The sequence below is a fragment of the Paenibacillus andongensis genome, from assembly GCF_025369935.1.
Classification (GTDB): domain Bacteria; phylum Bacillota; class Bacilli; order Paenibacillales; family NBRC-103111; genus Paenibacillus_E; species Paenibacillus_E andongensis.
On the sequence record NZ_CP104467.1, the window covers coordinates 53,810 to 80,464 of the forward strand.

The window sequence follows — 26,655 nt, forward strand, 5'->3', positions numbered from 1 at the left end:
CATCCTGAAAGCCGACGTTGGCGAAGACGCCGTCGTCGATGCGTTCATCAACGAAAGGGACGCGCATCGTCCTTACGTTGTCATCCACAGCTCCCGCTGGCCGGAGGCCGCGGTGACGCTCAGGGATCACGAAGAACTGCGCTGTGATTACTTGCGCAATCTCTCGGGCGTGGACCAAGAGACGCACCTAGAGGTGGCGTATCATCTGCTTTCACTCACACATAAGAATGAGTATTGTGTGAAAGTGAAAACAGATCGAGAACAGCCAAGCATTCCTTCTGTGGCTCCAGTATGGGCTACCGCGAATTGGAATGAGAGGGAAGTGTATGACCTATTGGGTATTGATTTCCCAGGTCACCCTAACCTAGTAAGAATCATGATGCCTGACGATTGGGTCGGCCATCCACTGCGCAAAGATTACGAACCGCTTGACCCGGAGGTGTAGCTCGTGTTACGGACAGAAGAACTCCTGTTGAACGTTGGTCCTCAGCATCCTAGTACGCACGGGGTTTTCCGCGTGATCGTCAAGCTGGATGGGGAAGTTATTAAAGAAGCAATACCCGTGATGGGCTATCTACATAGAGGAACAGAGAAGCTAGCTGAGAACCTTAGCTATACACAAATTATTCCATACACGGACCGTATGGATTACGTATCGGCGATGACGACCAACTACGTGCTAGTGAATGCCGTAGAGAAAATGATGCAGCTTGAAGTACCAGAGCGTGCGGAGTTCCTTCGCTTAATCGTAATGGAGCTTCAACGTATCGCCTCTCACATGGTGTGGTGGGGTACCTATTTGCTGGACATTGGTGCGATGAGCCCGTTCTTATACGCTTTCCGCGATCGGGAAATTATTATCGATCTATTTAACGAATTATGCGGCGCTCGTCTAACTTACAACTACATGCGTGTAGGCGGAGTGAAATGGGACGCTCCTGATGGATGGATCGATAAAGTTAAGAAATTTATTCCTTATATGTACGGAAAACTGGAAGAGTATCACACTTTGGTAACGGGGAATGAAATCTTCTTGTCCCGTATCAAGGGTGTAGGCAAGTATGATGCAGAGACAGCCATTGCGTATGGCCTTAGCGGCGCTAACTTAAGATGTACGGGTGTTGACTGGGATATACGTAAAACGCAGCCGTACAGCCTGTACAGCCGCTTTCAGTTCGACGTGCCTGTGCGCAGCGGCGGTGACTGCTATGATCGTTACTTGCTTCGTATGGAGGAAGTTAAGCAATCGCTTCGTATCCTGGAGCAAGCCGTGGAACAGTTTCCTGAGCAAGGCGAAACGATGGGCAAGGTGCCTAGAGTCATTCGTCCTCCAGAAGGCGAAGTGTATTCGGCTATTGAGTCTCCGCGCGGGGAAATTGGCTGCTATATTATTTCCCGAGGCAAACAAGAGCCTTTCCGTCTGAAATTCCGCAGACCTTCCTTCGTGAATCTGCAAATATTGCCCAAGCTGCTGGTCGGTGAGTCGATGACCAACTTGATTACGATTCTAGGCGGCATCGATATTGTCGTTGGGGAGGTGGATGCCTAATGGTGAATTTATTGGAGGAGAGTCTAACGTGGACGAACTTCTTCGTTTTCCTGTTCTGGGGCATCGTTATGCTGATGTTGGTCCTAGGTTTCGTAACCTATGCGATCTACTTCGAGCGCAAGGTTATCGGTTGGATGCAGATGCGGATCGGACCGAACCGAACGGGGCCTTTTGGGCTTTTGCAAAGTGTTGCGGACGTCTTCAAGCTTCTAATCAAAGAAGATACGATTCCTAAAAAAGCAGAGCGTGAGCTTTTCATTCTGGCGCCTGTGATTACGTTTATCCCTTCGTTCACGATCATTGCGACGATTCCATTTTCGGATCGGATGTTTAATGCGAATTTGAATGTCGGACTGCTATTTTATGTAGCCTTAACGGGGATTTCTACGATTGGCATTATCCTCGGCGGATGGGCATCTAATAACAAATATGCGCTGCTTGGCGGGATGCGTTCCGCGGCTCAAATGATTAGTTATGAGGTACCGCTCGTCATCTCCGTTATCGGTGTCATCATGATGACAGGTAGTTTAAATCTACATACAATCGTTGATCATCAAACAGGCGGTTTCTGGCATTGGAATTTCATTCCTCAGATCCTAGGCTTTATCATTTTCGTTATAGCTGGGGTCTCGGAGCTTAATCGAACACCGTTTGACCTGCCGGAAGCCGAGTCTGAGCTTGTTGCTGGTTACCATGTGGAATACAGTGGTTTCCGCTTCGCTTTTTTCATGCTATCGGAGTATGTTTATGTGTTCGTCATTGCTTCCCTTACGAGCTTGATTTTCCTGGGTGGATGGCACTCGCCGTTCCCATTCCTTGATTTTATTCCAGGTATTATCTGGTTCCTGCTGAAATTCTCTACGGTTGTGTTCTTCCTGTTCTGGCTGCGCGCGACGCTGCCTCGGGTACGGGTGGATCAACTCATGGGATTCGGCTGGAAAGTGCTGCTTCCACTGGCACTGGTTAATATGCTGATTACGGCGATCGTAATGACCATAATGTAGGAATAGCTTCACTTCATAAGCTGAAAACATGCAGAATTGGCTTCTGTGGGGATCAAGCGGAACCTGAGTACGTTATTTCTGGCAAAATGCTTGTTTTCGTTCCCGAAAGGGAACTATGATGCGCTATTTAGACCGAAACAAGGGAAAAAGCATTCATTTCAAGTGAATAGCGGAACGACGTTCCGCAGAAGTGCTTTTTATCGGAGAAAAGGGACAAATAACGCATCGACGTTCCTCTCGCGACAAGGATTTCTGGATATTGTCCGCATCACACCGTTAAAAGCTAGTTTTTGCTCACAGGTATGCTTACGAAGCCAGTTTTGCCACGGAAAAACTAAGTTAATGCCTTCGAAACCAGTTTTGCTAAAGCAAAACTCTAAGATTACCATACGAGTCAAGTTTTCCCACGGAAAACTCTAGCCAGTGCCTTCGAAGTCAGTTTTGCTAAAGCAAAACTCAGTTAATGCTTACGATGCAAGTTTCCTACGGAAACTCTAAGGAGGGAAACGAATGAAGGGCATAATGAAAGGTTTAGGCGTAACGTTTAAAAGTATGACACAGAAAAAAATAACGTACGCATACCCTGACGTCCCGATTAAAATGCCGGACCGCTTTCGCGGTATTCAATATTTTGATCCAGAGAAATGCATTGTGTGTAATCAATGTGCACGTGTTTGTCCGACGGAGTGTATTACCCTAACAGGTAAAGCGAATCCCGACCCAGAGAAAAAGGGTAAGGTTATCGATACGTACGATATTAACTTCGAGATTTGTATTCTATGCGATCTCTGCACCGAGGTGTGTCCGACAGAAGCAATCGTTATGACGAACAATTTTGAGCTGAGTAGCTACAGTCGTGACGATCTGTTCAAAAATATGCAGTGGTTAAGCGAGAACACGCAAAATATCCGTCAAGAAAACAACTCAGCCTTGCCAAAAGGGGGGGCCAAGAAAGATGTTTAACGGAATTGGTGATTTCTTATCCAACGGTTCAAGCTGGGCTTTCTTCGTCTTCGCTCTACTTGCCATTGGCGGAGCCATCTTCATGATTTCTTTTACCAAAGTCGTTCATATGGTCGTTGCCGTTGCCCTTACATTTATTAGTTTGGCTGGGCTGTATGTCATTCTTGAGGCTGAGTTTGTAGCTTTCGTGCAAGTGTTGATCTACGCAGGTGCCATCTCGATTCTGATGATTTTCGGCATTATGATGACGAGGCACAGACAAGGGGAAGAAGAGGAGCCTAAGCGTCCTTGGCATGAAGGCCTAGCGATTATTGGTGCTTTGGGATTGTTCGGGGTGTTATTTTATGCCATCCAAAAAACGACTTTCGTCGCTTCGGGTACCCTGGATGCCGGCAAGGATAACACACTAGAAATCGGAAAACTGCTCTATAATGAGCACGTTATTCCTTTCGAAATCATGTCGGTGCTGCTGACGGTAGCTTTCATCGGTGCCATCGTGGTCGCGAAGAGAGAGGAGGATTAGCTGTGGGCAATATTATTACTCCCTATCTCACGCTGGCGGCAATCCTGTTCTGTATCGGGTTATATGGTGCGTTAACGAAGAAGAACGGGGTTATCGTCCTGCTTTCGATTGAGCTTATGCTGAATGCGGTGAACTTGAATTTGATTGCCTTCTCGAAGCTTGGTGACCATCCGGCTCTTACCGGGCAGATTTTCTCGCTATTCAACATCACCATAGCAGCTGCTGAGGCGGCTGTCGGGATCGCGATTCTAATTACCATTTACAGAAACAAAGGGACAGTAGAAGTTACGGATTTGGATTCTATGAAGCGCTAGGAGGCTAACAAGGATATGGTATCGGACTATTCACAGTACGCCTGGCTCATTCCGTTGTTTCCGCTGCTTGCTTTTCTAGCACTTACGGCTATGGGACGTCAATTAAAAGATTTAGGTATTTACATCAGCATTTTCGCGATGCTGGCATCATTTATCGTGGCTTTGCTGATTTTCGTTGAACGAATTGGCGGTAAAGTGGAGGATTACACGTGGAATAAGCTGCATTGGCTGCAAGTGGGCGATTTCACGCTGAATATGGGCTTTGAGGTTAACAATCTGAACGCCTTGATGCTCGTGATTGTCACACTGGTGTCTTTGCTGGTGAATATTTATTCCAAAGGCTATATGAAAGGCGACGAGCGAATTCATGTGTTTTTTGGCTATATCGCTTTGTTCTCCTTCTCCATGCTTGGCCTTGTCATCTCAGAAAATATGCTGGAGCTTTACATCTTCTGGGAGCTTGTAGGGGTATGTTCCTTCCTGCTCGTCGGATTCTGGTATTTCAAGCCAGAGGCGAAGGCTGCTGCGAAAAAGGCATTCATCGTTACCCGTATTGGGGATGTGGGCCTATTTATTGCCATTCTGCTGCTGTTCTGGTACATGCCAGGGCATGCGCTTGATTTCACATCTATTCATAATGCTTTTACAACGGGCAAAATCGATCCAACGATCATCACATGGATAGCTATTCTGATCTTCATTGGGGCGATGGGTAAGTCGGGTCAATTCCCGCTGCATACGTGGCTGCCAGATGCCATGGAAGGGCCAACGCCGATAAGTGCGCTGATCCACGCAGCAACGATGGTTGCCGCTGGGGTGTATCTCGTTTCGCGAACTTTTGATATTTTCCACGCTTCACCGGATGCTTTGCTTGTCGTAGCTTATGTAGGTGGTTTTACGGCAATCTTTGCGGCCACGATTGGTATTGCTCAGAACGATATCAAACGCATTCTCGCCTACTCAACGGTGAGTCAACTCGGTTATATGATGATGGCACTGGGGATTGGTGTTTCCTATACGTCAGGCATGTTCCATCTGTTCACGCACGCCTTCTTCAAAGCGCTGCTCTTCTTGGGCGCAGGCAGTGTAATTCACGCGGTACATACGCAAGACATTAACGAAATGGGCGGCTTATCCCGCAAAATGAAAATCACGACATGGACTTTTGCGATAGGCACGCTGGCCCTGTCAGGTATTTTCCCTTTCGCTGGGTTCTGGTCGAAGGATATGATCTTGACGGAAGCCTACGAGCATAACCAACTCTTGTTCTGGGTCGGTGTTATTGCTGCCTTCTTCACAGCGTTCTATATGTCGCGTCTGTTCTTCCTCGTGTTCATGGGATCACCTAGAGGCAAAGCAGAGACAGCAAATGATCATGGTCACGCAGCGCATACCGCTCATGAACCCCATGAGTCTCCGGCCTCGATGACCACACCATTGATTATTCTTGCTGTGCTTGCTGTTGTTGCGGGCTTCGTGAATACGCCGTTTAACGAATGGCTCAGTCAGTGGCTGACAGGGCATGATCATGATGAAAAAGCTAATTGGACTGTTATTATTTTGTCCACACTGGCTGGTGTGCTTGGAATTGGTCTCGGTTACTTGATCTACCTCAAACGTACAGTTCCGCGCGATGTGGTTTCCAGTAAAATGCCGTGGCTGTATACGCTGTTGAATCGTAAATATTTTATTGATGAAATTTATGACGGTGTCATTGTAAAACCGCTTCGCGGTTTAGGTTGGATCCTCGAACTGTTTGATGTGTATATCGTTGACGGTATTGTGCGTTTGGTCGCCTTTACGGTGGTCGGACTAGGGCGTTTAGGCTCGCGTCTCCAAAATGGTCAACTACAAACCTATGGTGTCATCATGATTTTGGGGATGCTGATTCTGGTACTCGCCATCGCAGGAAGGAGGTTCATCCATGCTGGCTAGTCTACCCATCCTAAGTATGATTGCCTTCTCGCCTTTGCTTGGCGTTCTGGTCTTGCTCTTCATCCGTGGTGATCAAGGCCGATTGATTAAAACAATTGGTATTGTTACGACACTGATCCCGCTTATTTTGGCGGCGTGGTTGTATGTCGATTATAACTATCAGGGTGATCCGATTCAGTATAAAGAACAGCTGGACTGGATCAAAGTTCCGCTTAACCATGAGGGCATTCAGCAAATTACTTCATATTTCTTCGAGTTTAAGTACTCGTTGGCGGTTGACGGCATTTCCTTGCCGCTCGTGTTTTTAACCGCACTGATCTCATCAATGGCTGCTTTAGCTTCGGTGTATATCAAGAAACGCTGGAAAACGTACTTTATTCTGTTCTTGCTGCTGGAAACCGGTATGTTCGGTGTCTTCCTGTCACAGGATCTGTTCTTGTTCTTCTTGTTCTTCGAAATTACGCTCGTACCGATGTTCTTCTTGATTGGTATTTGGGGGTATATGAACCGGGAGCAAGCGGCCAACCGCTTCCTGCTTTACAATGGACTTGGCTCGGCGATTATGTTGATCGCGTTCTTAATTCTCGTCAGCACGGCTGGATTCAACCAGGTGCCTTCGCAGACAGAGGCTGTCATTTACTACAGTGGTGACATTCATACGATTGCACATAATTTGCTGCAGGATCCTGCGGCCTATGTGAATCAAGAAGGAACGCCGTTCTTCCTTAGTCCGACCATGAAGTGGACCGTGTTCATTATGCTGCTGGTCGCCTTCGGCATTAAGCTGCCGATCTTCCCGTTCCATACATGGATGCTCAAAGTACATACAGAGGCTCCGCCTGCTGTTGTTATGATTCACTCCGGAATTTTGCTGAAAATGGGAGCCTACGGCCTCATCCGATTCGGCATTCTGTTCTTCCCGGGGGAAGCCAAGCAGTGGGCCTGGATGCTGGCGCTCCTCGGCGTCATCAACATCGTGTACGGCGCGATTCTCGCCATGGTACAAAAAGACTTCAAGCTCGTGCTGGCCTACTCGAGTATTAGCCACATGGGCATCGTCCTGCTCGGTCTCGCCGCGTTCAACGTATCGGGCCTGCAGGGCGCCGTGTTCCAACTGATCTCACACGGCCTCATCTCGGCCCTGATGTTCTTGCTCGTAGGCAGCATCTACGAGCGGACCCAAACGACGCAGCTCGATCAGTTAGGCGGTCTCGCCAGCTCAGTGCCGTTCATCAGCGGTATTCTGCTGGTCGCTGGTATGGCATCGCTCGGATTGCCGGGCTTATCCGGCTTCATCAGTGAGTTCCTCGCGTTTCTCGGACTCTTCGAAACGCACCGTGTGTACGCGATCGTCGGTACACTCGGGATCATTTTCACCGCGGTTTATGTGTTGCGCGGGGTTCTGAACATCACGTTCGGCGCCAAACAGCCGAACCTACAGCTGCAAGGCATGCGCGATGCTAGATTAATCGAGGCGGTGCCGATGATTGCATTGGTAGCGTTCATTCTCTTGCTCGGTGTATACCCAAGCGTGCTGAGTCAGCCGCTACAGCAAACGATAGGCAGCTTGGATCAATTGATCCACAGCGTAGCCGGGAAGATAGGAGGTTAGACCGGTGGAACAGATAAGACTCCATGTCGCTGATTTAGTGCATCTGCTCCCTGAGCTTTCGCTGGTTGTCACCGCGATTATCCTATCTCTCTTGGATTTGGTCCTCCCCAACAGGCTTAACCGCTCGATCATTGGATGGCTGACGTTGGTTGGCATCGCTATTTCTGCGATATTCGTTGTTCTGCAGTTGAACCCAGATGAGGCTATTGGGCTGCTCAATAATAGCTACAGAGTGGATGATTTCTCGAATCTGCTCAAGTTGTTTACTTTAACAGGAACGGGCTTCATCGTATTGATGAGCATTAGCTTCGTCAAAGAAGACGCAATTCCACACGTCGGAGAGTATTACTACTTCTACTTGCCCGCCGCGCTAGGTGCGATGATTATGTCATCCTCAGGGGATTTAATCACGCTGTACGTTGGGTTGGAGCTGCTAAGTATTACTTCTTACTTGCTCGTAGCTATGAAGAAGAAAGATAACAAATCCAACGAGGGTGCCTTCAAGTATTTGGTCATGGGCGGCATTTCATCCGCGATTATCTTGTATGGCATGTCCTTCCTATACGGGATGGTTGGTTCCAGCAATTTGTCGCAAATTGGCGCTGCTCTTCCAACGCTCGTAACGGCTTACGAACCGCTGCTTTATGTAGCATTCTTCATGCTGCTCACCGGCTTCGGCTTCAAAATCGCCGCTGCCCCGTTCCACAGCTGGGCACCGGATGTGTATCAAGGCGCACCGACGCCAGTGACGGCATTTTTAGCTGTTGTGTCCAAAGGCGCCGGCTTCGCCATCCTTTTCCGCGTATTCTACGTGTTGTTTGGATTTAGCAACTTCGAGAACAGCAGCTTTCAATCGGATGTGTTCCTTGCCATATCGGTCATGGCGGCCATTGCGATGGTCACTGGTAATTTCATTGCACTGAAGCAAACAAATATGAAGAGGCTTTTGGCCTACTCAGGAATTGCTAATGCAGGTTACTTACTCGTTCCGATCGGAACTTACTTTTCCGGTACCCATTACGCGAACTTCTCTGAATTTATTTTCTATCTGATCGCGTACTTGTTTATGAATATCGGAGCTTTCGCTGTACTGATGATCATCGAGCAGGCTGAAGGCCATACCGAGGGGAAAGGTTTTGCTGGTCTCTATTACAGGGCCCCAATAACAGCCGTGGCCATGGTGCTCATCGTGCTTTCATTGGCCGGTATTCCTTTGTCTGGCGGGTTTTTCGGGAAGCTGTACATTATCCTAGGCACGATGCAAACCCAGCATTATTGGCTAGGGTCGCTGATGATCGCTACCAGCGTGGTATCCTTTTACTACTATTTCGGTATCGTACGCCAAATGTTTATGCGCAGCGATTACGAGCCTGCCGAGATTAAGGTGTCGATTCCGTTAGGGATAACGGTTTGGTTATGTGCACTCATCAGCGTGGCGTTGGGCGTTGTCCCACACCTTGTGCTGAAAGGCATCGAAGCCATTTTCACCTTGACGAAGGATTTTCTGATTATGTAATTTTATAAAAAAGCCTTTCCCCGCTTATGATGTGGGGGAAGGCTTTTTTAACATTTAAGAAAGAATAAGTGTTTTGGGCTGGAGCGAACTTTAACGAGCAGGCGTGACTGTGGGTTTGGTAAACCTGCAATTGTGCATGCTTTTTTTCTTTAAATAGCTCATATTCGTAAATTCCTGCGATTGTGCAGGCTTTTCGAACTTTTATTAATTTCAGGATGGAAAAGCTAAAAATTCCTGCATATTAGCAGGCTTTTCCACTTCTGAAACGATTTTAGCAAAATACCTGCAATTTCGCAGTTATTTTAGGCCTTTGAATAAAAGTTCTCCTAGAACGAACAGTAAGTAGTCCTTTTATACCCAACATCCATTTCTCCTTATGAACAAAAATAGGTGTTTATACGAAAGACCAAAGACACAGCCTGAGGTTTTTCTTATTTTGGTTTGAACGCTTTTGCAGCAAATTATTCCAAACGCTTCACGGCTTGTCATTTCGATGTACAATATACAGGAGAATGATTGTCTGCCATCACATGAATACATACAAAAAAATATTTTGCTCAAGTTCTGAACTTTTTGCGACGAAAAACCGTTATATGTATCGAGAAGACGGGTAATGTGGTATAGATAGAGAAGGAAAAAAGATCATCCAACAAAAAGGACTTGTGATTTCATGAAATGTACTCGACACCTTTGGCTCATTGTACTCATGATGCTTGTTGTGGGACTTACAGGGATAACTAAAGCAGAAGCAGCCTACCCGGTGTCGACAGATCCTATGAGGGTGAAACAAACCTATCTGGACATGATCCACAGCGATCAAGCATGGGCTGCGGCAGGAGATTCCCGGACGCCGATTGTCGTAGCGGTCGTCGATACGGGCGTTGATCTTGCACATCCTGATTTAGTAGGCAGTTTGGTCGATGGTGTGAACTTGCTTCAGCCTTCGAAAAAGCCTCAAGATGATAATGGACATGGAACAAACGTAGCAGGTATCATTGCGGCCACGTTCAATAACGATAAAGGGATTGCTGGTATAGCCCCTAATGCCAAGATTATGCCAATCAAAGCGTTGGAGGCTGACGGTACAGGCGGCGAAGCCAAGCTTGGCGAAGGCATTAAGTACGCCGTGGATCATGGTGCGAAAATAGTCGTGCTTTCCCTAGGGTTGAACAAATATTCCGAGTATATGGAAGGCATTGTGCAGTATGCAGAGGAGCGCAATGTACTACTTGTTGCCGCTGTTGGCAATGAGAGTTCAAGTGTGAAATACCCTGCGGCCTATCCAACAGTTCTAGCTGTAGGGGGCGTTAATTCGGAAAAGCATGCTGACGCTCGATCGAACTTTGGTCCAGAGCTGGATCTTGTGGCGCCTTGGGATGTATACACAACAGCACTTGGCGGCGGCTATCAGTATCAAGATGGAAGCTCCATGTCTGCGCCCCAGGTTGCCGCAGCTGCAGCTTTGGTATGGGGCAAATACCCGAGTATGAATGTGTATCAAGTTCGTGCGCAGCTCGAGCAGACAGCTGAAGACCTGGAGTTGACGGGATGGGATCCCAAAACGGGCTATGGTTTGTTAAGAGTGGATTTAGCACTGACGAAGCCCTACAAAGAGGATCGTTTTGAGCCTAACGACACTACGAATCAGGCTGCCGTATTGTCGATTCATACAGCTTTTAAAGCTGAACTTAGCTCAGCACAAGACCAAGATTGGTATGCCATTGATGCGGCTTATGATGGGTTTATTAAATTATGGCTGAATAACGCAGATAGCTCGGGTATCCGAGTGCGTTTTGATTCCGGAGAAACGTTTATCGCGAATAGTTCAACGGACGGAAGTCAGCCTTTCACGGTCCCTGTGACCAAAGGGCGTACGTACGTACAGCTGCAGACGGTGGATCGTACCCGCAAGACGGCGTTAAATTACGCGATGCGAACGGATTTTGCTATTTATAAGGATCCATTTGAGGATAATGATAAGCAGTATAAAGCATTCGCTTTACCTGATCGGAGTCAAACGATCCGAGGTACTTTTCATCAAAAAGGAGATATGGATTGGTTTGCAATTTCCTTAGAACAATCAGGTACAATGCGAATCAGGCTATCCGTAGATACGGGGCGCATTGATCCGATGATCCTTTTTCAAAAGGAAGGGGAAAAGTCGATTACGATCGACCAAGCCGGAGATGGAGGTACCGAGGTCAGCTCTCTAATGGATCTGCTCCCTGGTCAATATTACATTCGTGTCAGTAATGTGAAGGACTACTCCGAGCCCATTACGGGGGAGTACACGTTAGATATTGAGTACACCCCGAAGCTGATCGATCCGAATGAACCGAATGATAAATCGTATCAAGCTACTTTTGCAGCGATGAATTCCGTGTATGAGGGTGTATTTAGTAAAATTGATGATGTGGATTGGTTCGAATTCCGTATGAGCAAAGACGGTCTCGCCCAAGTGCGTTTAACGAACATACCGACATCACGCATTTTATATGCAACGCTATATGATAGTTCTTTGAAGGAACAAGGCTTTTATCGAAATGATTATGGTTCGGATCAATTTTTTATTGAGAAAACACTACCTGCAGGCACCTATTATATCAAGCTTCAAGCGAACCAGTGGTTTATGAGTCAAATGTATAGGCTAAAAGTAGGCAGTTACACGCTGGTGAGCGGATTTGTCGATATTGATGGGCATTGGGCAAAGGATGCCATTAGTAAGCTTACAGAGCAAGGTGTGATTAGCGGTTACGGAAACTACCGTTTTGCTCCAAATCAGCCCATTACACGTGCGGAGGCAGCAACGGTATTGACGCGAGCTTTGAAGCTGTCTAAGCGCCAAGAGCTGCGGTTCAGCGATATGGATGCTTCGCATTGGGCTTACGATTATGTAGCCAAAGCGGTTCAAGCGAATATTGTTGACGGTTACCCGGATGGAACATTTGGGCCTGACCGTACGCTTACACGTATGGAGATGACACAGATGCTTGCCCGAAGTATGAATATGACTGGGAAACGACGGGGCAACTCACCTTTTAGCGATGTGAATGATACGTATTGGGGTGTGGGGATCCTGAAACAAATGTCGGCGGATGGTTGGATAAGCGGCTATTCGGACGGTACCTTCCGGCCTGATGAGCAAGCAACACGAGCTGAATTCGTAACATTGCTCGCTAAAGTAATCAATCGGTAAAAACCGAAGAGGAGTGACTTATGGCAGATACAGGTAAATGGAATGAAGCGGCGAAATATGCTTCGATGATGAATATGGTGGATATTGCTGTCTACATCATGTGTATTGGCCTATCGTGGTGGGCGCTGCAAGCGTTCCGCTTCGATGTCCTGCTCAAAAGGCCTAAGGCTGCTCAAGCGATTATGCTGCAAATTTTGCTTTCTATAGCCCTCGGACACTTAGTTGCGAGTTTTTTTATTCAATATTTAGGCCTTTCCATGGGCTTCGGTAAGATGTTTTAATCATATTTTTCGAATAATGAACAACTTTGTTGTCAACAATGGATAATAGAACGGATCGAAAAATGAAACCTTCTCCGAACTCTATGTAGGTCAGTTGGAATACCAAAAGAACACAGTTGTAACTGTATGGGTTGAGATGATAAACTTAGGAAATGTGCAAAACCTTGTAATTTAAAATAAGTGCGCGGAGGGACCATGATGAGCAAAATTATCGTCCGCGGTGGCCGAAAGTTAGCTGGCAATGTGAAAATCAACGGAGCAAAGAATGCGGTTCTACCGATTATTGCAGCTTCCATTCTGGGTTCGGAAGGTGAAAGCGTCATCCATGATGCGCCTCCCCTTGACGATGTACTAGTCATTAATAAAGTATTGCAAAGCTTAGGTATTGAAGTGGAATATAACCGTCAGGTTATTCGTGTTCGTGCTCACAACATTAACACATGTGAAGCATCTTATGATCTAGTCCGTAAAATGAGAGCCTCTTTCCTCGTGATGGGTCCTTTGTTAGCAAGGCTTGGTCAAGCGAGAATTTCGCTGCCGGGCGGCTGTGCGATTGGCACAAGGCCAATTGATCAGCATCTCAAAGGCTTTGAAGCGATGGGTGCCGATATTGAACTGGGTCAAGGGTATATCGAAGCTAAAGTGAAAGGGCGCCTGAAGGGTGCCAAAATTTATCTCGATGTAGCTAGTGTTGGCGCAACCGAGAACATCATGATGGCAGCTACGCTCGCTGAGGGTACGACCATCATTGAGAATGCGGCTAAAGAGCCGGAAATTGTCGATTTGGCGAATTACCTGAATGCGATGGGCGCGACGATTCGCGGGGCAGGAACAGGTGTTATTCGTATAGAAGGCGTAGAGAAACTGCGTGGGGTTGTACATACGGTTATTCCGGATCGCGTAGAAGCGGGTACATATATGATTGCCGCAGCTATTACGGGTAGTGAACTGTATATGGAGGGTGCTATTGGGGACCATCTCCGACCTGTTATTTCTAAAATGCAAGAAATGGGCGTTATCATCGAAGAAGATGAGAACGGTATTCGTGTCTGCGCTTCGGGGCCGCTTCGTGCAGTTGATGTGAAGACGCTGCCGTATCCGGGCTTCCCAACCGATATGCAGTCGCAAATGATGGCGCTGCTCATGGTGGCGGACGGCACGAGCCTCGTGACCGAGACTGTGTTCGAGAATCGCTTCATGCATGTGGAGGAGTTCTCGAACATGAATGCTCATATCAAAGTCGATGGCCGTACAGCTATCGTGAGCGGCAATGCCAAACTGCAGGGTGCGAAGGTATGCGCAACAGACCTGCGGGCAGGGGCGGCCCTTATTTTAGCGGCGCTAGCTGCAGAAGGTGAAACCGAGATTACAGGCGTTCACCATATTGATCGCGGGTATGTCGATATTACGGACGTACTGCGTGAGCTAGGTGCCGATATTCAAAGATCGGTGCCGCAAGAAGTGGAGCAGGAAGCTGCGGAGTTGGGTTTTTTCAACATCCAGCCGACGCTTGCATAGGATTGAAGAGCCATTGGGGGTAACTCCAATGGCTCTTTTTTTTGAGCAGGCAGAGAATAGGCGAGAGAGTTTGCCCATTTAACGGATGCCCATCAACATTAACATAAATAGCATTCTATAAGTTTTCGAAAACCAAGGACTGAACAGTTACAAGAAACAAGTGAGATTACCTGTATGCTCTAGCATCCACAATCTCATGCATTTTGCAAGATAGCCCATTGTTCTATTCTAGCAATCCCTCTCATAAGCTAAGTCATATCAACTACCTGCTAGTAAACGCGCTTATGGAGGCTGCTTAGATGATGTTCAAGAAGAAACGCGTGATTAACCACAGGGTCATCCTTTGGATGGCTGTTTGCTTATCTTCCATGTTGTGTGTGACTATTTTCGTTCCAGGATTGCTAGTTAAGAAGATTCCGCATGGCAGCGCGGCACCTCCCATCCAAATTGCGAAAGACGGACAGTTCGCGGAAACGATCACTGAACAAGGCCTAATGATTCCCGTTTATTTGACCAAGAAAGCGACAATTGAGACGGTACCGCTGGAACAGTATGTGAAAGGTGTGCTCGCCGCCGAAATGCCGGTTGAATTCGAACTGGAGGCGCTCAAAGCGCAGGCTATGGCGGCTAGGACTTATGTCGTGCGTAGAGTGCTAGAGAAGGATTACAGCAATATGCCAGTTAACGATGCACTTGTGACAGACACAACTGCGCATCAAGCTTATATCACGGAACAAGAGCTCAGAGACAGATGGGACAAGCGTTATGAGACGAATATGGCCAAAATCGATAGAGCCGTGAATGAAACCAAAGATCTTATCCTCACTTATGAGCACAAACCTATCAACGCCACCTTTTTCTCGACAAGTAATGGATATACAGAGAACTCGGAAGATTACTGGCCGTTCAAGAGTCCTTATCTGCGCAGTGTGCCAAGCCCTTGGGATATTAAGCTATCTTCTCGCTATCAAGAAACCGTAGATCTCAGTTACAAGAGTATGCTTCAGAAGCTAGGCGTTACGAGTATAGCAACAACAGGTACAAGCACCAAAAACATGAAAGTACTAGCATGGTCGGCTGGTCATCGGATTAAAACCATATCTATTGGCGGTAAAATATTCTCAGGTCGTGAAGTACGAGAGAAGCTAGGACTAGCATCCTCTCAATTCACATGGACATGGTCAGGCTCCAAAATTACGATAACCACCTACGGATATGGCCATGGTGTTGGCCTAAGTCAATGGGGCGCTAATGGTATGGCGAAGGAAGGTAAAACCGCGGAGCAAATCGTAACCTACTATTACACAGGCATTTCTATCGAAAAAGCGACACCTTTTATCCAAAAATCGTAATCCATTAACGTTTCTATAAAAATATCTTTCTTCAAGTATAAAACCTTTAAATGTGTCAAGAATGGTTGATGAGGTGATAACCATGAATGATCAAAACAAAGGTTTTCAAAAAGAAGAAGCTCCTAAAACTGCACAAGGAGCACAAAGTACGACATCCACATGGAAGAGGTTGCTTGCTAAGAAGTGGGTATTCCCAGCAACGTATATGGCAGCAGCAGCAATTATCTTAACCTTAATGTGGGTGTACCAGGACGCCGGGAAGAAGACAGTCAGCGAAGCAGATCTGGGCATTAAGGTTAGCAGCAGCGACAAAGCGACAGACACGACCAAAGCACCGGACGGGGCGGTCGCGGTCAACGCACAAACCGAAACGATTCAGTGGCCTGTTAAAGACAGAACAATGGTCGAAGTCTCCATCCCCTTCTATGACACGAATGCAACAAAAGAAGTGAAGCAGACGGCAATGATTCAATATAACGATCAATTGACGCCGCATACTGCTATTGACTTGAAAGCCAAAGATGGCGCTGCATTCGATGTATTAGCTGCTCTGAGTGGCAAGGTGACTGCGGTTGAGCAGAATCCGGTGGTTGGCAATCTCGTTGAAATCACACACAGCAACGGTTTAATCAGTATTTACCAAAGTTTGTCCGAGGTGAAAGTAGCCAAAGGCGCTGAAGTGAAAAAAGGCGACATCATCGCCAAAGCAGGACGCAACGAGTTCGAGAAAGAGGATGGCGTGCATCTGCACTTTGAAGTCCGCCAAGTTAGTGATAATGCAGCGGTTAATCCAGAAACGCTTTTGAACGCTAAGCAGTAATTCGTTTCGATGCATAGGCGGCAGCCTACATAAAATAAAGGCAGCGGGTATATCCTGCTGCTTTTTTGCATGGATATATGGATTCGTTTTTTACTTTGCTTCACATCAACTTTGCCAAAAATGCTTGTCCGAAGGACATCAGAATGGATTATTCTTGATTATTTTGAAAATAAATATGGGAAATGGGCTTGTCAGGCTTGGCTACGTAGAATATCTAGTCATGCCCCTCATATACTTTACCAAACTATCTCGAGTAGGGAGGCGAGGGGAGTGCACGATTACATCAAAGAGCGAACCATTAAGATTGGTACCTGTATCGTCGAGACCAAGAATACGGTTCGCACCATTGCGAAGGAATTCGGCGTTTCCAAAAGCACGGTGCACAAGGATTTGACGGAAAGACTACCGGAAATCAACCCGGACCTGGCCAATCAGGTGAAGCACATTCTGGAGTATCACAAATCCATCAGGCACCTAAGAGGAGGAGAAGCGACGAAAATTAAGTATCGAAAAACTCGAAATCCGAAGCTTTCCGAAAACCTGGTCACGGTTAAGTCCTAAAAGTACCCTTCATCCCGATAGGTTTCCTTTATACTTCCCGTGTCGAATTTTCACACAAAAAGAGGAATTAATGCATTTCTAGCGAATTTAGCTTATAATTAGAACGATATACATGAGCGCCGATTCTTCACGGGATGGACGGTAGGTTTAGGGAGGATTAACTAGAAATGTTAAGCAAGGATATTGGAATAGATCTCGGCACGGCGAATGTGCTTATTCATGTAAAAGGACGCGGCGTCGTGCTCGATGAGCCTTCCGTTGTTGCGATTGAAAGCGATACGAAACGCGTGCTGGCTGTAGGAGAAGAAGCTTTCCGCATGGTGGGTAGAACGCCAGGCAACATTATCGCGATTCGCCCATTGAAAGATGGCGTTATTGCGGACTTTGATATTACGGAAATGATGTTGAAGCATTTTATCGCGAAAGTAGGGGGCAAGAACTGGTATTCTCATCCGAGAATACTGATCTGCGCCCCTACCAACATCACCTCGGTTGAGCAGAAGGCGATCCGCGAAGCAGCTGAGCGCAGCGGTGCCCGAGAGGTATTCATGGAAGAAGAACCGAAGGCAGCAGCCATTGGTGCCGGTATGGACATCTTCCAGCCTAGCGGCAATATGGTCGTAGATATCGGCGGAGGAACGACGGATGTGGCCGTGTTATCCATGGGTGACATCGTCACCTCCTCCTCCATTAAGATTGCAGGCGACAAGTTCGATATTGCGATCACGAAATATATCAAAAATAAGTACAAGCTGCTGATTGGTGAACGGACGAGCGAAGATATCAAGCTGAAAATCGGAACGGTATATCCACACGGTAGAGATCAAGAGATGGATATTCGCGGTAGAGATATGGTATCCGGTTTGCCACTAACGATCACGATTCACTCCAGTGAAGTACAAGAAGCGCTGTGGGATCCGGTTTCCTCCATCGTGACGGCGGCCAAAAGTGTATTGGAGCGAACACCTCCAGAGCTTTCGGCAGACATTATTGACCGCGGTGTTATTTTGACAGGTGGCGGAGCTTTGCTGCACGGGCTCGATCAACTGTTAGCAGACGAGCTGAAAGTACCTGTATTAATTGCGGAAGATCCGATGTCCTGTGTCGTTAAAGGAACAGGCATTATGCTCGATAACTTAGATAAGGTATCCAAACGTAAATTTTAAGTAGACATACTACCCATGAGGTGAAGAGATGTTAAGAGGACTGTATACCGCGGCGGCAGGCATGATCTCCGAGCAGCGCAGACACGATACCATTACGAATAATATTGCCAACATTAATTCCCCGGGTTTTAAGCAAGGCAATGCTTTGTCTCGATCGTTCCCGGAGATGCTGATATCGACGATTCGCGGTGGACAAGGTGCCTCGACAGCTCCCATTGGGAAGATGAGTTTAGGTGTATTCTCCGAGGAGAGCATCTCCATTCATGCACAGGGTGATTTGCAGGAAACGCAAAACCCCTTTGATTTTGCCCTTGTTTCGAAAATACAAGTACCCGGTATGAACTTTGATGCATCAGGTAAGTTTGTGAGTGCGGATGGAGAACGAACGTTTCAGCCGCAGGCCCTGTTTACAGTGCTGAACGCCGCGGGGGAGCAGCGGTACTCCTTGAACGGGAAGTTCACCGTTGATACTGCAGGCCAGCTGGTTAATGCCAACGGGAACCAAGTGCTAGGCCGAGATGGACAACCTCTGTTGTTGATTGATGGAGCGGGTCAACCGATTCACTCCTTCAAAGTGACAGACAAGGGCGAGTTCCTTGATGGGAATGGTCTTCCACTGCTGGGGCCGACTGGCCAACCCGTAGGATTGATGCTCTCGCGTGCAGAGAATCCGAATCTATTGCTGCGTGAAGGTAACGGGCTGCTTCGCATTAACCCAGGCGACGAAGCGACTGTAACGCAGGTTGCTGCAGGTGATCAAGTACAGGTTCGTCAAGGCTTCATAGAACGTTCTAATGTTGATTCCGCGCAATCGATGGTCGATATGATGTCAGCGCTTCGCGCATATGAAGCAAACCAAAAAGTGATTCAATCTTATGATAAAAGTATGGAAAAAGCCGCGAATGAAGTTGGGCGCGTCTAATCTAGCTGGCGAAGGGGCAGGACCATGAACAATTCTATGATTAACTCATCGGTATCCATGCATAGCTTACAGCAAAAGCTGGATATTCTCTCCAATAACATCGCGAATGTGAATACGAACGGTTTCAAGAAGAAGGAAGCTTCCTTCGAGGACGTCCTGACTAACGTCAAGTCGCAGCCAGAAGGATTCCGTCAGCTAGGCCGGTTCTCACCGCTTGGTTTTAACCAAGGGTGGGGTTCGAAGCTGGTACAAATTCAGACCAATTTGTCCCAAGGACCTATTCAGTCTACGGGGAATGTGACGGATTTTGCTATTCAAGGTGAAGGATTGTTTGAAGTGTCCGTTAGTAAGACGGATGAGAACGGCAACCCGGTGTTCCAGCCTGCTTGGACGCGTAATGGTGCTTTCAGTTTAAGTCCTGATGCGACAGGTGGTACTGTGCTTGCAACTAAAGAAGGTCACTTCGTCACTGGGGTGGATGGCAACCCGATTCGTGTGCCAGCAGGTTTGCGACCTGTCGTTGAACCGAACGGAACGATCAAAGGATACAGTGAGCAGGATCCAAGTGCAGCACCCATTAATTTGGGACAGATCAAGCTAGTTCGCGTTGTACGTCCACAGCTTCTCCAAGACGTTGGAGATAACCTTTATGCGATTCCTAATGGATTAACGGCTGCTGAGAAGGCGAATATCTTACAAGATGTGAACCCCTTGGCTGATAATCCGGCTAACCGCGTTAGTCTTATGCAGGGATTTCTGGAGCAATCTAACGTTACGCTTTCGGATGAAATGACAGATCTGGTTATCGTGCAAAGAGCGCTTCAACTCAATTCCCGAGCTATTACATCTTCGGATCAGATGATGAATATCGCTAATAATTTGCGCGTCTGATCTTAGAAAGGGAGGGATAAGGCTCGATGTCAGACAAGCCTGCTCCACCAAAGAAGAAACCAAGGCCGAAATGGCTGCATATCGTATGGCTTATTTTCAAAATCATTCGTATTCCTGTACTATGCGTGTTGGCTGTTTTCATCGGCCTTTGGGTAGGTTACACCAAGCTGGGTCATCAGCCAGCGGGGGAAATCTTTCATATGAGTACTTGGCGGCATTTATACGATCTGGTATTTGCGAATTAACTCTAACTCCCGCATGGGAGTTTTATTTTTGTGTAAGCAGCGGTATAATGAATGAAGGCTAAATGTACCAGATATGGGATACTAACGCGCAGGAGGGGTACTTTGAATATACCGAACATGCTCACCATCAGCAGGTTTGTTCTAATCCCTGTGTACCTCGTGATTTTTTTTAATGGCCACATCCAAGTTGCCTTTTTTATTTTACTGGCAGCTGGACTTACGGATATCCTCGATGGCTATATTGCAAGAACTCGCGGGCTTATCACACCCGTTGGTGTTATGCTGGACCCACTCGCTGATAAGAGCATGATGATTGCAGTGATCTTATCCCTGCTCATCTCGGGATTGATTCCTTGGCAGGCAGCTGCGGCGATGTTCATTCGTGATTTGGGTATGATTATGGGCTCTGCCTTCTTTCATTTCAGGGGCAAATTAACAGTTCCCGCCAATGTGATGGGAAAGTTAACGACGGTTCTGTACTACTTTGCGATCCTCTTCATCGTTTTTCATTTAACCTTCGCCATTACCTATTTATGGTTTGTAATCGGGGTCTCATTCTTAACTTCCTTCATTTATATTATTCAGTTCCTTGTATTAAATCGAGGGGCCAAATTGAAATAATGTATATTACGTGAAAAGAGCCTATGTATAAGTCTGTAACACAGACCTGTACATAAGCTCCCCTATATGAACCTTCACTTCTGCAGTTAATGAAGGGACATCCCTATTGTAAGTGATTACCTTGTATTTTATACAAGTATTTTGAGAGGAGTTTTAAAGCCGTTATGCTAGATATCAACCAGATTCAAGAGATCATTCCTCATCGCCCACCCTTCCTGCTTGTTGACCGTATTTTGGAGGTTGAAGAAGGTGTTAGGGCTGTAGGTATAAAGAATGTTACGATCAATGAACCGTTCTTCGCAGGACATTTTCCTGGCTATCCGGTTATGCCCGGTGTGCTGATTGTTGAAGCTTTGGCACAAGTAGGTGCCGTGGCTGTTCTGTCGATGCCTGAATATAAAGGTAAAATTGGTTTATTTGCGGGTGCAGATGGTATTCGCTGGCGACAACAGGTCGTACCTGGTGATACACTAACTTTAGAAATGACGATTACACGTGTAAAAGGAACCATTGTCAAAGGCCAAGCTGTGGCTAAGGTAGGCGACAAAGTGGTAGTCGAAGGCGAGCTTATGTTCGCCCTTGCTAATAAATAACCCATAGATAAAAAGGAGATGAACCTGACTACTATGACGCGTGTACAAACAGAGTATCAATTATGGTTAGAGGATCCAGCAGTGGATGCCGAAACGAAGAAAGAACTGCGTGCTATTCGGGAAGATGAGAGAGAAATTGAGGATCGCTTTTATAAAGATCTTGAATTTGGCACAGGAGGACTTCGCGGCGTGATTGGCGCTGGAACGAATCGAATCAACGTGTATACCGTTGGACGCGCAAGCCAAGGCTTGGCACAATATGTGAATGGGACAGGCGCTGCAAGTCCTTCCATTGTTCTAGCTTATGATTCACGTCATATGTCGCCGGAGTTCGCTTTAGAATCTGCTCTCGTGTTCGCAGGGAATGGCATTAAGGCTTATCTTTTTAAAACACTGCACGCAACACCACAGCTATCGTTTGCTGTGAGATACTTAGGCGCGTCCGCAGGGGTTGTCGTTACAGCTAGTCACAACCCACCTGAATATAATGGGTATAAAGTATATGGAGCAGACGGGGGACAGCTCGTTCCTGAGTTTGCGGAGCAAGTCATTGCGCAAGTACAGAGCATCAATTCCTTCGATAAGGTCAAGAAAATATCCCAGCAAGAAGCGGAAGCGCAAGGGCTGCTTTCTTGGTTAGGTGAAGAGGTCGATCAAGCGTACATCAAGGCAGTAACGGCGATTAGCCAAAATCCGGATGTGATTAAGCAGATCGAAGGCGATTTCCGCATCATCTTCACTCCTTTGCATGGAGCGGGCAATGTGCCGGTGCGCGAAGTACTGAAAGCAGTTGGCTTTGGACAAGTACGTGTTGTAGCCGAGCAAGAGCTGCCGGATGCACAGTTCTCGACCGTTAAGTCTCCGAATCCGGAGGAGCGGGAAGCTTTCACACTCGCAATTGCACAAGCGAAAGATTGGGATGCCGATATCATCATCGGAACTGACCCGGATGCCGATCGCATGGGTGCAGTCGTGAAGGATCCGAACGGCGAGTATGTCGTTTTGTCTGGAAATCAGTCTGGTGCTATCATTGTAAATTATTTATTATCAAGCTTGAAAGAGCGTGGAACATTACCAGCGAACGGCGTTGTCGTCAAAACGATCGTTACAAGTGAAATGGGCGCAGTTATCGCGAATCATTATGGTATTCCTACATTAAATACGTTAACCGGCTTTAAATATATTGGGGAGAAAATGTCCCAGTTCGAACAAAATGGTGAGCATACGTTCTTATTCGGATACGAGGAAAGCTATGGCTACTTGGCCGGGGACTACGCCCGAGATAAGGATGCCGTTATCGCAGCGATGCTGATAGCTGAAGCTGCAGCTTATTATAAGAAGCAAGGCAAGACTTTATATGAAGTCCTTCAGGAACTGTACGAATCCTTTGGCTACTTTTTGGAAAAGCTTGAATCAAGGACGCTGAAAGGGAAAGACGGCGTGGAACAAATCGGGCGCATCATGGAAGCTTGGAGAACGAATCCGCCAACGGAAATCAGCGGCACTCTGGTAAGCCAAGTGGAAGATTACGCAGAGGGCATAAATGGCCTTCCTCGTGAAAATGTGCTTAAATTTATTCTGGATGATGGTTCTTGGTTCTGTTTGCGTCCTTCAGGAACGGAACCGAAAATTAAATTTTATTTTGCGGTACAAGGATCTACAGGTCCAGCAGCCGCAAAACAGCTGGATGGCATCATTCAATATGTGCTTAACCGTGTAGACGGATAATGAAATAGGAAAACTGAACCTCTTCAGAACCTAAGTCAGGGATAGGTCGTCTAATGAATAGATGGAAATTAAATCCGCATTCATTTGGCCTATTACCCGAGATAGGACCTGAAGAGGTTTTCCAATGTAAGTACATTTTTATGAAGAAAGCTTTCTATCGGAAAGATCTAAGGAGTGGACAACTTGGCACAACGGTATCAAACATGGAATAAACCTCTTAAAAAAATCCTATGGTGGCTCGTCATCATTGGCTTGGTAGTCTCCCTGCCGCTAGCCTATACGCGTCATCAAACGGAAACTTCGGCCAATCAAGTCGAGTTTGTTTTCGATTATCGTGATTTGCTGGATATTTCGGATATTCAGACGAATCCGCAGACTTTTGTCGCTGAGCAGCTGAAGAATATGAAAGCAGCGGGCATTGGCTCAATGGCGGTGTATGAGAGTACACTAGCGGAGCTTGAAGAGAGCCGCCGCATCGAAGTATTTAATTCTCGCGACGCTGCCGCACTTACCCAGACCTTGGGTGATCCTAACGAAAATTTCACCTACGTGCTGTTCGCAGACAGTGCCACACAGCAGAAGCTGGAGCCTTTAATACAGAAAACATTCGCGGATCTGAAGGTTGGCACGAAGCCGTGGAGTTTCAAAAATAGAAACGGACTCATGATCCAAATGAGCATGGACGATGCATCGATCAAGGGTATGGACCCAGACCCGATGACCTTACAAATGCTGAAGGATCAAGGGTTCCAAATCGTGGTTCGTCTATCGAATCGCAGACCTTTTGTAACCAATGAAATGGATCGTCTATTGAAACAGCTCCATGATATCGGCGTGAAGCGCATTATTGTCGATGGCAATGAAGTTCCGGGCTACACAGAAGAAAATACGGAAGTTAACCTGAATAAAATGGCAGATCTTCTGAATAAGAACGGCATTGGACTTGCTGCTATTGAGTTATTAAAAGAGCCGCAAAAAGGGTTTAGCACGTTATCGAAGCAAACGAATTATAACGTCGTTCGCCTGCATTCGTTCACAGAGAAAGACGGAGAAAAGTTAACAGAGCCGCTCAAAAAAGCAGAACTGCAGGATCGTATTCAAGGCGTTGCGGATCGTTTCGTCCTGGCAGTGAAAGATCGCAATATCCGCATGGTTTTCTTGAATGCAAGGCCAGTAAAAAGCTTGGATAAAGGAAAATTAGTCGATCCGTTAGCAGCTTACTACGAAAGTTTGCAAGGAAAAGACGGCGCTATCCCTCGCATCCAAGAAGTCGGGTTTAAGCTTGGACCAGCAGAGCCCTTTGACGTAAAAACGACAGGATGGCAGAAAATCGCCCGCATCTTCATGCTGCTTGGCGGTGTTAGTTTAATCGTTCTGATGGTATCCTTCTTCGTACCGGAAGCCATGCTGCTCCTCTTTGTCTTAGGTATTCTTGGACTTATTGTTCTGCATACACTTTCGGCTAATTTATACGCGCAAGGTCTTGCCTTAAGTACAGCTATTAGTGCACCGAGCATAGCGATCATGCTGGCCATTCGTTCCGTTCGTTCAGGAGCCGCGGCGAAATGGAAGTCAGGTCTTGCTTACGCCGTATGGACACTGATCAAAACATCTGCGATTTCGCTGATTGGTGTCGTTTACGAAGTGGCACTTCTCAATCATGTTACGTACTCACTTGTGCTGCAGCAGTTCCGCGGCGTTGGCGTACTGCATTTGCTTCCTATTGCGATCGCAGGCGTATATTTACTATTTTTTAGCGAAAATAACACGTACAGCGATAAAATTGCGAATGTTCGCAGTATCCTTTCTTCCTTTATTAGTGTGCTATGGATTGTAGTCGCTGGCGTAGCTTTAGCCGCGGTTTATTATTACTTATCACGTACAGGAAATGAAGGACAGGCTTCTACCTTGGAGAAATTATTCCGCTCCTTCTTGGAAAATACATTGGGCGTGCGCCCTCGTACCAAAGAATTTTTGTTCGCACATCCGTTATTCTTGCTAGGCGCATATTTGTCCGTTCGTTATAGACATGCTGTCTATTTGATCTTCATCGGTGTAATTGGGCAGCTTTCTATTGTAGATACTTTCGCGCACTTGCATACGCCACTTCATATATCCCTGATCCGTATAACGTACGGACTTGTGTTTGGCGCATTGATTGGCCTCGTTCTGATTGCAGCTTGGGAAATAATCACAAGGAGTTGGAAGCGATGGGTGCCACAGTTGTCAAAATAGCGCTATCCGGCTACTATGGCTTCGATAATAGCGGCGATGAAGCTGTGCTGCAATCGATTTTGTTCGCTTTAGAGGAGCAAGGTCGAGAGCAAGGCGTACAGATAGAGCCTATCGTTCTTTCTGCTAATCCTGAGAAAACGTCAGCGATGTATGGGGTGAAGGCCTATCATCGAATGAAGCCTGGTTCGCTAATTCGTGCTTTGCGAGAAGCCGATGGTTTGATTAGCGGCGGTGGCAGTTTATTGCAGGATGCTACAAGCTCGAAGACAATCCCCTATTACTTGGCTGTCTTGAAAATAGCTCAGTGGCTGGGCAAGCCCACCTTTATTTACTCGCAAGGCATCGGTCCGGTTAGCCGCCCGATGTTTTATGGCTGGATTCGCAGCGTGTTCCAGCGCTGCGCGTATGTGTCGGTCCGCGATACGGAGTCCGCGGACTTATTAGGGAAGATGCGGCTCCCGCGGGAGCGCATCACGGTAGTGCCTGACCCGGTCATGGGCTTGCCGCTGCGCGGGACCGGGGCTGGTGGCGGCGCGGCGGATCTCGCGGCGGATGGTGCTGTGCGGACGATCGGCGTGTCCGTCCGCTTCTGGAACGAGGACCGCTCGGAGCTGGAAGCTCTCTCGCGGTCCCTGGGCTTGTTGCTAGCCGCTAATCCGGATGTGCGGCTGCGGTTCTTGCCCTTCCACCTCCCCTCGGACGAGGTGGCGTCGCAGTTCGTGATCGACCGGCTCGGCGATCACGGGTCCCGGGTGGAGATGGTGCGAGGCGTCACCCATCCGCAGGATATGCTCGCGCAGGTCGCGGCATGCGACCTGCTGATCGGGATGAGGCTGCATTCTTTGATTTATGCAGCCTCGCAGTTCGTGCCTATGGTAGGCATCTCGTACGATCCGAAGATCGACCAGTTCCTCCATAGGCTTGGCATGAAAGCCGCCGCATCGACAGCTCGCTTCGATGCGGATGCCTTCGCGGCCGAGGCGCAGCGCCTGCTGGCCGGCCGAGAGGCTTGGGCGGCGTCCAGCCGCGCCGCCATTGAAGAGCTCAAAGCGCAGGCTCAGCTTCCTGCGCAGCGCATCATTTCTTTTTATAAAAATAAGAAATAATATA

Annotated in this window: 24 protein-coding genes; all 24 read left to right on the forward strand. The window is 47.3% G+C overall.

The window, feature by feature from the left end:
• The first annotated feature begins 82 nt into the window (after positions 1–82).
• A complete protein-coding gene (locus NYR53_RS00285; RefSeq protein WP_261306224.1) occupies positions 83–445 on the forward strand; it encodes an NADH-quinone oxidoreductase subunit C in 363 nt (120 codons plus the stop codon).
• 3 nt (positions 446–448) lie between these two features.
• Entirely contained in the window at positions 449–1,549 is a 1,101-nt protein-coding gene (locus tag NYR53_RS00290) for an NADH-quinone oxidoreductase subunit D (protein ID WP_056832145.1), read from the forward strand.
• A complete protein-coding gene (nuoH, locus tag NYR53_RS00295; RefSeq protein ID WP_261303442.1) occupies positions 1,549–2,553 on the forward strand; it encodes an NADH-quinone oxidoreductase subunit NuoH in 1,005 nt (334 codons plus the stop codon). Before NYR53_RS00290 ends, nuoH begins: the two co-directional genes overlap by 1 nt.
• Before the next feature lie 510 nt (positions 2,554–3,063).
• Positions 3,064–3,516 carry an NADH-quinone oxidoreductase subunit NuoI gene (gene nuoI / locus NYR53_RS00300; RefSeq protein WP_261303443.1) on the forward strand — a complete coding sequence of 151 codons (453 nt, stop codon included), beginning with the start codon at positions 3,064–3,066 and terminating at the stop codon, positions 3,514–3,516.
• On the forward strand, positions 3,509–4,039 hold the full coding sequence (locus NYR53_RS00305) for an NADH-quinone oxidoreductase subunit J (protein ID WP_261303444.1): 531 nt from the start codon (positions 3,509–3,511) through the stop codon (positions 4,037–4,039). The genes nuoI and NYR53_RS00305 overlap by 8 nt, the downstream gene beginning before the upstream one ends.
• A gap of 2 nt (positions 4,040–4,041) precedes the next feature.
• Positions 4,042–4,353, forward strand: a complete 312-nt coding sequence (nuoK, locus tag NYR53_RS00310; protein ID WP_029195649.1) for an NADH-quinone oxidoreductase subunit NuoK — start codon at positions 4,042–4,044, stop codon at positions 4,351–4,353.
• A gap of 15 nt (positions 4,354–4,368) precedes the next feature.
• Entirely contained in the window at positions 4,369–6,288 is a 1,920-nt protein-coding gene (gene nuoL, locus NYR53_RS00315) for an NADH-quinone oxidoreductase subunit L (protein ID WP_261303445.1), read from the forward strand.
• Entirely contained in the window at positions 6,278–7,900 is a 1,623-nt protein-coding gene (locus tag NYR53_RS00320; protein ID WP_261303446.1) for a complex I subunit 4 family protein, read from the forward strand. The genes nuoL and NYR53_RS00320 overlap by 11 nt, the downstream gene beginning before the upstream one ends.
• A 4-nt stretch (positions 7,901–7,904) precedes the next feature.
• Positions 7,905–9,416, forward strand: coding sequence for an NADH-quinone oxidoreductase subunit N (locus NYR53_RS00325; RefSeq protein WP_261303447.1), 1,512 nt, complete (start codon positions 7,905–7,907; stop codon positions 9,414–9,416).
• Positions 9,417–10,086: 670 nt separating this feature from the next.
• Positions 10,087–12,612 carry a S8 family peptidase gene (locus NYR53_RS00330; protein WP_261303448.1) on the forward strand — a complete coding sequence of 842 codons (2,526 nt, stop codon included), beginning with the start codon at positions 10,087–10,089 and terminating at the stop codon, positions 12,610–12,612.
• Between the two features lie 20 nt (positions 12,613–12,632).
• Positions 12,633–12,893, forward strand: coding sequence for a DUF1146 family protein (locus tag NYR53_RS00335; protein ID WP_244280137.1), 261 nt, complete (start codon positions 12,633–12,635; stop codon positions 12,891–12,893).
• A 198-nt stretch (positions 12,894–13,091) separates the two neighbouring features.
• A complete protein-coding gene (murA, locus tag NYR53_RS00340; protein WP_261306225.1) occupies positions 13,092–14,411 on the forward strand; it encodes a UDP-N-acetylglucosamine 1-carboxyvinyltransferase in 1,320 nt (439 codons plus the stop codon).
• Between the two features lie 299 nt (positions 14,412–14,710).
• Positions 14,711–15,763 carry a stage II sporulation protein D gene (gene spoIID, locus NYR53_RS00345; protein ID WP_261303449.1) on the forward strand — a complete coding sequence of 351 codons (1,053 nt, stop codon included), beginning with the start codon at positions 14,711–14,713 and terminating at the stop codon, positions 15,761–15,763.
• 82 nt (positions 15,764–15,845) lie between these two features.
• Entirely contained in the window at positions 15,846–16,583 is a 738-nt protein-coding gene (locus NYR53_RS00350; RefSeq protein ID WP_261303450.1) for a M23 family metallopeptidase, read from the forward strand.
• Between the two features lie 270 nt (positions 16,584–16,853).
• A complete protein-coding gene (gene spoIIID / locus NYR53_RS00355) occupies positions 16,854–17,144 on the forward strand; it encodes a sporulation transcriptional regulator SpoIIID (RefSeq protein WP_047682268.1) in 291 nt (96 codons plus the stop codon).
• A 167-nt stretch (positions 17,145–17,311) separates the two neighbouring features.
• Positions 17,312–18,310, forward strand: a complete 999-nt coding sequence (locus tag NYR53_RS00360) for a rod shape-determining protein (protein WP_261303451.1) — start codon at positions 17,312–17,314, stop codon at positions 18,308–18,310.
• Positions 18,311–18,338: 28 nt separating this feature from the next.
• Entirely contained in the window at positions 18,339–19,232 is an 894-nt protein-coding gene (locus NYR53_RS00365) for a flagellar hook-basal body protein (protein WP_261303452.1), read from the forward strand.
• A 24-nt stretch (positions 19,233–19,256) separates the two neighbouring features.
• On the forward strand, positions 19,257–20,123 hold the full coding sequence (locus NYR53_RS00370; protein ID WP_261303453.1) for a flagellar hook-basal body protein: 867 nt from the start codon (positions 19,257–19,259) through the stop codon (positions 20,121–20,123).
• Positions 20,124–20,149: 26 nt separating this feature from the next.
• Positions 20,150–20,368, forward strand: coding sequence for a DNA-directed RNA polymerase subunit beta (locus tag NYR53_RS00375; RefSeq protein ID WP_261303454.1), 219 nt, complete (start codon positions 20,150–20,152; stop codon positions 20,366–20,368).
• Positions 20,369–20,470: 102 nt separating this feature from the next.
• Positions 20,471–20,989 carry a CDP-alcohol phosphatidyltransferase family protein gene (locus tag NYR53_RS00380; RefSeq protein WP_047682276.1) on the forward strand — a complete coding sequence of 173 codons (519 nt, stop codon included), beginning with the start codon at positions 20,471–20,473 and terminating at the stop codon, positions 20,987–20,989.
• Positions 20,990–21,153: 164 nt separating this feature from the next.
• Complete coding sequence (gene fabZ, locus NYR53_RS00385; protein ID WP_029195635.1) at positions 21,154–21,582, forward strand: 3-hydroxyacyl-ACP dehydratase FabZ; 429 nt, start codon at positions 21,154–21,156, stop codon at positions 21,580–21,582.
• Positions 21,583–21,606: 24 nt separating this feature from the next.
• On the forward strand, positions 21,607–23,310 hold the full coding sequence (locus NYR53_RS00390) for a phospho-sugar mutase (RefSeq protein WP_437180155.1): 1,704 nt from the start codon (positions 21,607–21,609) through the stop codon (positions 23,308–23,310).
• 174 nt (positions 23,311–23,484) lie between these two features.
• A complete protein-coding gene (locus tag NYR53_RS00395; protein WP_437180117.1) occupies positions 23,485–25,545 on the forward strand; it encodes a DUF5693 family protein in 2,061 nt (686 codons plus the stop codon).
• Positions 25,521–26,651: a polysaccharide pyruvyl transferase CsaB gene (gene csaB, locus NYR53_RS00400; protein ID WP_261303457.1), complete on the forward strand. Its 1,131-nt coding sequence runs from the start codon at positions 25,521–25,523 to the stop codon at positions 26,649–26,651. Before NYR53_RS00395 ends, csaB begins: the two co-directional genes overlap by 25 nt.
• The last annotated feature ends 4 nt before the right edge of the window (positions 26,652–26,655 follow it).